7 protein-coding genes are annotated in these 8070 nt (G+C 71.3%); 1 reads left to right on the top strand and 6 read right to left on the bottom strand.

Annotated elements, in window-relative coordinates; all coding sequences use genetic code 11:
• Positions 1-58: 58 nt before the first annotated feature.
• Entirely contained in the window at positions 59-1099 is a 1041-nt protein-coding gene (locus ACFOD9_RS05860; RefSeq protein ID WP_379509160.1) for an enoyl-CoA hydratase/isomerase family protein, read from the bottom strand.
• A 172-nt stretch (positions 1100-1271) separates the two neighbouring features.
• On the opposite strand from ACFOD9_RS05860, the gene ACFOD9_RS05855 reads away from it, so the two are divergent.
• Positions 1272-3311: an elongation factor G gene (locus tag ACFOD9_RS05855; RefSeq protein ID WP_379509159.1), complete on the top strand. Its 2040-nt coding sequence runs from the start codon at positions 1272-1274 to the stop codon at positions 3309-3311.
• Positions 3312-3356: 45 nt separating this feature from the next.
• On the opposite strand, the gene ACFOD9_RS05850 is transcribed toward ACFOD9_RS05855, so the two are convergent.
• From ACFOD9_RS05850 to modA, 5 genes are read right to left on the bottom strand one after another with little or no spacing between them, the layout of a single operon-like run.
• Positions 3357-4571 (bottom strand): glycosyltransferase family 4 protein, encoded by a 1215-nt coding sequence (locus tag ACFOD9_RS05850; RefSeq protein WP_379509158.1) that lies wholly within the window; start codon positions 4569-4571, stop codon positions 3357-3359.
• Positions 4572-4575: 4 nt separating this feature from the next.
• Positions 4576-5874: a C4-dicarboxylate transporter DctA gene (dctA, locus tag ACFOD9_RS05845; RefSeq protein WP_379509157.1), complete on the bottom strand. Its 1299-nt coding sequence runs from the start codon at positions 5872-5874 to the stop codon at positions 4576-4578.
• A gap of 32 nt (positions 5875-5906) precedes the next feature.
• Positions 5907-6533 (bottom strand): ATP-binding cassette domain-containing protein, encoded by a 627-nt coding sequence (locus ACFOD9_RS05840; RefSeq protein WP_379509156.1) that lies wholly within the window; start codon positions 6531-6533, stop codon positions 5907-5909.
• Entirely contained in the window at positions 6523-7212 is a 690-nt protein-coding gene (gene modB, locus ACFOD9_RS05835) for a molybdate ABC transporter permease subunit (protein WP_379509155.1), read from the bottom strand. The genes ACFOD9_RS05840 and modB overlap by 11 nt, the downstream gene beginning before the upstream one ends.
• Positions 7213-8001 (bottom strand): molybdate ABC transporter substrate-binding protein, encoded by a 789-nt coding sequence (modA, locus tag ACFOD9_RS05830; RefSeq protein ID WP_379509154.1) that lies wholly within the window; start codon positions 7999-8001, stop codon positions 7213-7215.
• Positions 8002-8070 lie beyond the last annotated feature (69 nt).

Raw genomic sequence — 8070 nt, 5'->3', positions numbered from 1 at the left:
TCCTCGGACACCTTGAATCAGCCAACAGCCTCCCGCGCAACCTTATTGAGTACGGACCCTAGAGCGGCTGCCACTTCTCGCCGGCCGGGAGGGGGGCGAAGATCGCATCGACCGCGTCTTCGGTGATGTCTTCCAGCCGGGCCGGGTTCCACTTGGGCGAGCGGTCCTTGTCGATGATCACCGAGCGCACGCCTTCGGGAAAATCGGGGCGCATGATCATCCGTCCGCCGATGCGGTATTCCATTGCCATGTTTTCGGCAAAGTCGGTCAGCGCGAGCGAGCGGGCGAGCTGGACCATGGCGACCTTGCAGGTCATCGGGCACTTTTCGAGGATCGTGGCGCGGGTGGCCTGCGCCCAGTCGCTTGCGTCGCCGGCCAGCGAGGCGAGGATGTCCTCCACCCGTTCATGGCTGAAATGGCGCTCGATCTGCGGGGCCAGCGCGGCGATCTTCGCCGGCGGCGGGGCCACGGCGAGCGAATCCAGCACGGCCTGCGGTTCCTCGCCGGCGGCGATGCGGCGCCTGGCTTCGGGCAGCGCTTCGGCCGCCAGGTAATGGGTTGCCAGGCCCAGCCACAGGCAGTCTGCCCCGTCGATCCGGGTGTCGGCAATGGCGAGATACTGGCCCACCCGGTGCGGCAGGCGCGACAGATACCAGCCGCCGCCGACATCGGGAAACAGGCCGATCGCGGCTTCGGGCATGGCAAGACGGGTGTTCTGCGTCGCCACCCGCAGGCGCGCCGGCAGGGCCAGGCCCACGCCGCCGCCCATGGTGATCCCGTCCATGAAGGCCACCACCGGCTTGGCGCAGGTGAACAGCTGGTGGTTGAGCCGGTATTCGTCGGCGAAGAAGGCCCTGGCGGCCACGCCGCCATCCTCCAGCGCCGATTGGCGGATCATCGCCACGTCGCCGCCGGCGCAGAAGCCGCGCCCTTCGGCATGGTCGATCACGATCGCCTTCACGCCCGGATCGGCCACGAAGCGGCTGACGCCCGCGATCATCGCCAGGCACATCTCGCGGTTCAGCGCGTGAATCGCCTTGGGCCGGTTGAGCGACAGCCGCCCGGCGGCGCCATCCACGCTGATCAGAACCTCGTCCATGCCGTCCCCGATTCCCTTGCTGTTCGCCGTGCGGCCCGAATGGGCAAGCCGGCCCGCTTGGGCAAGGCCCAATTCGCCGCCGCAATCGACTCGTTGCAATCGCAACCGGATTGACGGATGCTCGGCCCGGGATCGCCTTGGACGCCGGAGGGCACCAACCGAGGAGAAGATCATGGAGGCCATCGGCGCCGGCGCTCGCGCCATTGCCATCGTGGGACCAGCCGGTTCGGGCAAGACCACGCTGGCCGAAGCCCTGCTTCATGCCGCGGGCGCGATCAACCGCTGCGGCAGCGTGGAGGCGGGCACATCGCTGGGCGATGCCAGCCCCGAAGCCCGGCTGCGCGGCAGTTCCACCGAACTCAACCTTTCGCATTTCACCTGGGGCGGCGATGCCTATGCCCTGCTTGATTGCCCCGGCGCGGCGGGGCTTGCGGCGGAAACCGACTGTGCGCTGGCCGTGGCCGATCTTGCCCTGGTGGTCATTGCGCCCGAGCCGGCGCGCGCGGTGCTGGCCGAGCCGCTGCTGCGCGATCTGGCCGCGCGCGGGCTGCCCCACGCCGTGTTCGTCAACCGGATCGACAAGGCCCGCGATGCCGACAATGGGGCATCTGTTTCAGCCCTCCTCGCCGCGCTCCAGCCCTTGAGCGCGGCGCCGCTGGTGGCGCGCCAGATGCCGATCGTGGAACAGGGCGTGGTGACCGGCTATGTCGATCTCGCGCTTGACCGCGCCTTTCACTACCGCGAGGGCGGCCCCGCCGCGCCGATCGCGCTCGATCCGGCCCTGCGCGCGCAGGAACAACCCGCGCGGATGCATTTCCTCGAACAGCTTGCCGATCACGACGACGCCCTGCTCGAACGCCTGCTCGATGACGAGGAACCCGATCTCGCCCTCATCGCCGATGATCTTTCCCGAGAAACCGCCTCCGGGCAGATCGTGCCGGTGCTGTTCGGATCGGCCAGCCACGGCTTTGGCCTCAGGCGCCTGCTGAAAGCCCTGCGCCACGATACCCCGGCCCCGGCGATCACCGCCGCGCGCCTCGGCATTGCTGGACCGGCGCTGGAGGTGTTCAAGGTGCTGGGCGAAAGCCAGGTCGGCCGCCTGGCGGTGGGCCGTCTGTTCGGCGGCAGGCTGGCCGAGGGCGCGGATCTGAAGTGCCCCGATGGCAAGAGCCTGCGCGCGGCGCTGTTCGCGCTGCAGGGCGCCGCCGCCACCCGCCTTGCCGCCGCCGGGGAGGGCGCGGTGATCGGCCTCGCCAAGGCCGAGGGGATCACGGCCGGCACGCGGCTGGGCCTTGGTGCCGCCGCCGCGCCGGCCCCTGCGCGCGAGCGGCGCAAGGCCCATCATGCCCTGGCGATTGCCGTGCCCGATCATGCCGACGAGGTCCGCCTCTCGGGCGCGCTGGCGAGGCTGGTCGAGGAGGATCTCGGCCTTGCCTGGGAGACCCTGGCCGAGACCCGCGAAACCCTGCTGCGCGGGCTGGACGGGGATCACCTGGCCCTGGCGCTGGACCGGCTGGCGCGCCGCCACGGGCTGAAGCTTGCCACCCGCGCGCCCACGCTGCCCTTGCGCGAAACCGTCCGCAAGGGCGCGAGCCAGCGCGGGCGGCACAAGAAGCAGTCGGGCGGGCACGGCCAGTTCGGCGACGTGGTGATCGAACTGCGCCCGCTGGAGCGCGGCGCGGGCTTCGTGTTCGAGGACCGGATCAGCGGCGGGGTGGTTCCGCGCCAGTGGATCCCGGCGGTCGAACAGGGCGTGCGCGATGCCATGGCGCGCGGGCCGCTGGGCTTTGCGGTGGTCGATGTCGCCGTGGCCCTGGTCGATGGCTCCTACCATTCGGTCGACAGTTCGGAACTGGCCTTCCGCACGGCGGGCCGGCTGGCCATGTCGGCAGCCCTGGCCGCCGCCGCGCCCTACCTGCTTGAACCGGTGGACGAAGTGACGATCCACGCGCCGCCGGGCGCTGCCTCGCGGATCACCGCGGCGCTTGCCAGCCATCGCGCCCGGGTGCTGGGCATGGTCCCGCGCGAGGGCTGGCACCAGTGGGAAACCATTGCCGCCCTGGTGCCCGAGGCCGAGCTGGGCCGCCTCCAGGCTGACCTGCGCGCCGCCAGCCAGGGCCTGGCGAGCTTCACCGCGCGGTTCGATCATCTGGCCGAGGTGGCCGGCAAGACGGCGGACCAGCTGATCGAGCGGGCGCGGGAGGCGGCCTAGGTTGCATGGGTCGGGCAAGTTGACGCTTGCGCGACGCCAGACGCCCTAGCCCCGCATCGCCGCCACGTCCTCGACTAGCCGCATCTGCGCGGGGAGGCAGCGCGAGAGGTCGTAGCGATCCAGCACGGTCTGGCGGGCCGCCTTGCGAAGTGCCCCCAGATCGGCGCGCGCGGCCAGCGCGGCGGTGGCCTTGCTGGCGATATCGACGGGCGAATGGAAATCGCACAGGAGGCCGTTCACCCCGTCCTCCACTGCTTCCAGCACCGGCGCGGTATCGGAAGCCAGCACCAGGCATCCCGCGCTCATGGCCTCGAGGCAGGACCACGACAGCACGAAGGGCACGGTCAGATAGATGTGCAGCGAGGAGACCTGGAGCAGGGCGAGATACCGGGCATAGGGCAGCTTGCCGGTGAAGTGGACGCGGGCCGGATCGAGGCTGACCTCGCGCGCCATGTGTTCGCGCCAGTTGGGCGCTTCGGGCGGGCCGCGGCCATAGGACACTTCATCACCGCCCACGATCACCACCTGGGCCTCTGGCCGCTGGGCGAGGAGGCCGGGCAGGGCGCGGATGAAGCTGGGGTAGCCGCGATAGGGTTCGAGGTTGCGGGCGACATAGGTCACCACTTCGTCCGCCGCGGTGAGCACGCGGCCGCCGGGCAGGGTGAAGCTGGCGCGGGGATTGGGGCGGACGATCCCGCTGTCGATCCCGTCGAAGATGGTGCGGATCCTGGGCTGGAACGGGGCGGGGTGGCGGCTGTGCTGCCAGCGGGTGGGCGAAAGCCCGGCATCGCAGGCTTCAAGGCTCAACAGGTGGCTGGCATTGCGCGCCCGCACCCGGCAGATGGCATCGAGATCGGCCGGTTCTTCCGGCAGGAAGCCGATGTCGGACCCCGGGCCGCCATAGTAGAACTCGCAGTAGTTGAGCAGCGGCACATGGGGCCACACGTCCTTGACGAACAGCGCCTCGCCCCAGCCGGGATGGGCCACGATTACATCGGGCATCCAGCCGTGGCGCTGCAATTGCTGGCAGGCGCGGACCACCTGCTGGCCGGCCAGCACCGAATTCTCGAACAGGCGCACGTAGTGGTGGGTGGAGGCATGGGCGGCGCGCGGCTTGGCATAGGTGGCGCGGCGCACGCCCGGCAGGTCGACGTCGCCGCGCTGGGTGAGGAAGGTCACCTCGTGGCCCGCGCGCGCCAGGGCCGGGGCCAGGTGCTTGAACTGGCCGGGCATATTCTGGTGGACGAACAGGATCTTCATCGGCTCAGTCCGCCGGTTCGCGCGCGAGGGCGCTGGCCAGCGCCGCGCCGTCCAGCGCGCCTTCCCAGCGCGCCACGACCAGCGTGGCCACGGCATTGCCGATGAAATTGGTCAGGCTGCGGCATTCCGACATGAACCGGTCCACCCCCAGGATCAGGGCCATGCCCGCCACCGGCACGCTGGGCACGATCGACAGCGTCGCCGCGAGCGTGATGAACCCCGCCCCGGTGATCCCCGCCGCGCCCTTGGACGATAGCATGGCGACGCCCAGCAGGAGCACCTGCTGGCCCAGCGTCAATTCCACGTTGCAGGCCTGGGCGATGAACAGCGCGGCCAGGGTCATGTAGATGTTGGTGCCATCGAGGTTGAACGAATAGCCGGTGGGCACGACCAGGCCGACGATGGCCTTGGGGCAGCCGGCCCGCTCCAGCTTCTCCATCAGGCTCGGCAGCGCGCTTTCCGAGGAGGAGGTGCCCAGCACCAGCAGCAGTTCGCCGCGCAGGTAGGAGATCAGCGCCAGGATCGAAAAGCCCGCCAGCCGCGCCACCAGCCCGAGGCCGACCAGCACGAACAGCAGGGAGGTGAGGTAGAAGGTGGCCACCAGCAGGCCGAGGTGGGCCAGGCTGGCGAGGCCATACTTGCCGATGGTGAAGGCCATGGCCCCCAGCGCGCCCACCGGGGCGAAGCGCATGACGATCTCGACCAGCCGGAATACCACCACGGCCAGGTTTTCCAGTACGGTCAGCACCGGCTCGGCGCGCGGGCCGGCGGTGGCCAGCGCGATGCCGAACAGGACCGCCACCACCAGCACCTGTAGCACGTTGCCCTGGGTCAGCGCCGACAGCAGGGTTTCGGGGATCATGGCCATGAGGAAGCCGGTGATTGTCGTCTCGTGGGCCTGGTGGGCATAGTCGGCCACCTTGCCCGCATCGAGGCTGGCCGGATCGATGTTCAGCCCGGCCCCCGGGCGCACCAGGTTGGCCACCACCAGCCCCACCACCAGCGCCAGGGTGGAGAGAGTCAGGAAATAGGCCATGGCCTTGGCCGCCACCCGGCCCACGGCGGCCAGATCGCGCATCCCGGCGATGCCGGTGGCGATGGTCAGGAAGATCACCGGGGCGATCACCAGCTTGACCAGCTTGATGAAGGCATCCCCCAGCGGCTTGAGCGCCTCGCCGGCTGCGGGCGCGAACTGGCCGATCAGCACGCCCGCCACGATCGCGGCCAGCACCTGCACGTAGAGGTGCCCATACCAGTGGCGCGCCCGGTGGACCGGCGGCAGGTCGGTGGCAGGATGGCTCATGCCCGGCGTTGTAGCGCGCCGGCAGCCGAGGGCTAGCCCCCGATCGCCACGACTTCGGCGCCCAGCCGCGCCAGTTCGCGTTCGTCGTGGGTGACGTAGAGGATCGGCAGGCCCAGCTCGTCGCGGATGCGCGCGATCACGGCCAGGATTTCCTCGCGCCGCGCGGCGTCGAGCGAGGAGACCGGCTCGTCGAGCAGGAGGAATCGCGGCCCGGCCAGCAAGGCGCGGCCGATCGCCACGCGCTGGGCCTCGCCGCCCGAAAGGCTGCGCGGGCGCCGGTCGAGCAGGTGGCCGATGCCGAGGAACCCGGCCACTTCGTCCAGCCCCATGAACCGGCGTTCGGGCGGGGCCAGCCGTTCGCCATAGCGCAGGTTCTGCGCCACCGAGCGGTGCGGGAACAGGCGCAGATCCTGGAACACGTAGCCGCAGGCGCGCCGCTCGGGCGGCAGGTTCACTGCCTGCGCGCTGTCGAACAGGAGCGCGCCGCCCACCGCGATCCGGCCGGCATCGGGCCGCACCAGCCCGGCCACCATGTCGAGCACCGAGGTCTTGCCCGCGCCCGATGGTCCGAACAGGGCCACCAGCCGCGCATGGCTGGCGATCCGCGCGGCGATGGTCCGGTTCCCCCGGCGCAGGGTCAGGTCGATGTCAAAGGACATGGGCGCCTTTCCCGCTGCGCCGCGCCAGCATTTCGCTGGCCACGAGCGCGACAAGCGAGAGCAGGACCGAAATGCCCGCCAGCCGCGCCACGGTGCTTTCGCCGCCGGGCATCTGGAGGGCCGCGTAGATCGCCAGGGGCAGGGTTTGCGTTTCGCCCGGAATGTTGCTCACGAAAGTGATCGTTGCCCCGAATTCGCCCAGCGAGCGGGCAAAGCCCAGCACCAGCCCGGCCAGCACGCCGGGCAGGGCCAGCGGCAGGGTGATCGTGGCGAAGGCCCGCCACGGCCCTGCGCCCAGGGTGCGGGCGGCGGCTTCAAGGCGGGGGTCCACCGCCTCCAGCGAGAGCCGGATCGCGCGGACCATCAGCGGCAGGGCCATGACCGCGCTGGCCAGCGCCGCCCCGGTCCAGCGGAACAGGACCGTGACGCCCAGCACCCGCTCCAGCCAGCCGCCGATCGGGCCATTGGCGCCGAAGGCCAGCAGCAGCAGCCAGCCGGTCACCACCGGCGGCACCACCAGCGGCAGGTGGACTGCCGCATCGAGCAGCACCTTGCCCGGCAGGCGCGCGCGGGCCAGCACCCAGGCCAGCGCGAAGGCCAGCGGCAGGGTGAGGCCCACGGCCACCGCGCTGACCTTGAGCGACAGCGCCACGATCTGCCATTCCCCGGCGGTGAGCATTCAGCGGGTTCCGAACCCGAAGCGGCGGAACAGCGCCCTGGCCTCGGGCGACAGGAGGTAGCGCCGGAAGGCCTCTCCTTCCGGGTTGGCCGAGCGGGCCAGCCGCGCCAGCGGATAGGAGATCGGCGCGTGGCTGGCGGGCGGGAAGGTGCCCACCACCCGCACGCGCGGTTCGGCCCGGGCGTCGGTTGCATAGACGATCCCCAGCGGTGCCTCGCCGCGCGCGACCAGCGCCAGCGCGGCCCGCACGTTTTCGCCCCGCGCCAGCCGCCGGGCCACCTGCGGCCAGGCGCCCAGGCGGGTCAGCGCCTCGCGGGCATAGCGCCCGGCGGGCACGCTGTCGGGATCGGCCACGGCCAGGCGCCCGCTGCCCAGAGCCGCGCCCAGCGCCATGCGCGGGCCGATGGAAAGGCGCACCGGGCTGCCAGCGGGCGCGACCAGCACCAGCCGGTTGGTGAGCAGGGCCAGGCGCGTTTCGGGCCGGACCAGCCGGCGCTGGGCGAGATAGTCCATCCACGCCTCGTCGGCCGAAACGAACAGGTCCGCCGGGGCGCCGGCCTCGACCTGCCGGGCCAGCGCCGAACTGGCGGCAAACGAGATCACCGGGCGCGGATGGCCATGGCGCGCCCAGGCATCGGCGGCCGCGCCCAGCGATTCCTGCAGGCTGGCGGCGGCCAGCACCACTGGCGCGCGCGAGGCATCGGCCCGGGCGGCGGGGGTGAATGGGGCGGGGGCGAAAGCGGCAAGCGCCAGGGCAAGCAGCAGCCAGAGGCGGGCGGGAACGGTCATCGGCAACTCCACTGTATCCGGGCTGATATAGTGGAACGGGCCGTGGCGGAAGCCCCGGCCGCGCGGGGG

It is taken from the genome of Novosphingobium bradum, from assembly GCF_042646485.1.
GTDB classification, from domain to species: Bacteria; Pseudomonadota; Alphaproteobacteria; order Sphingomonadales; family Sphingomonadaceae; genus Novosphingobium; species Novosphingobium bradum.
This window is presented reverse-complemented; position numbering and strand designations above follow the sequence as displayed.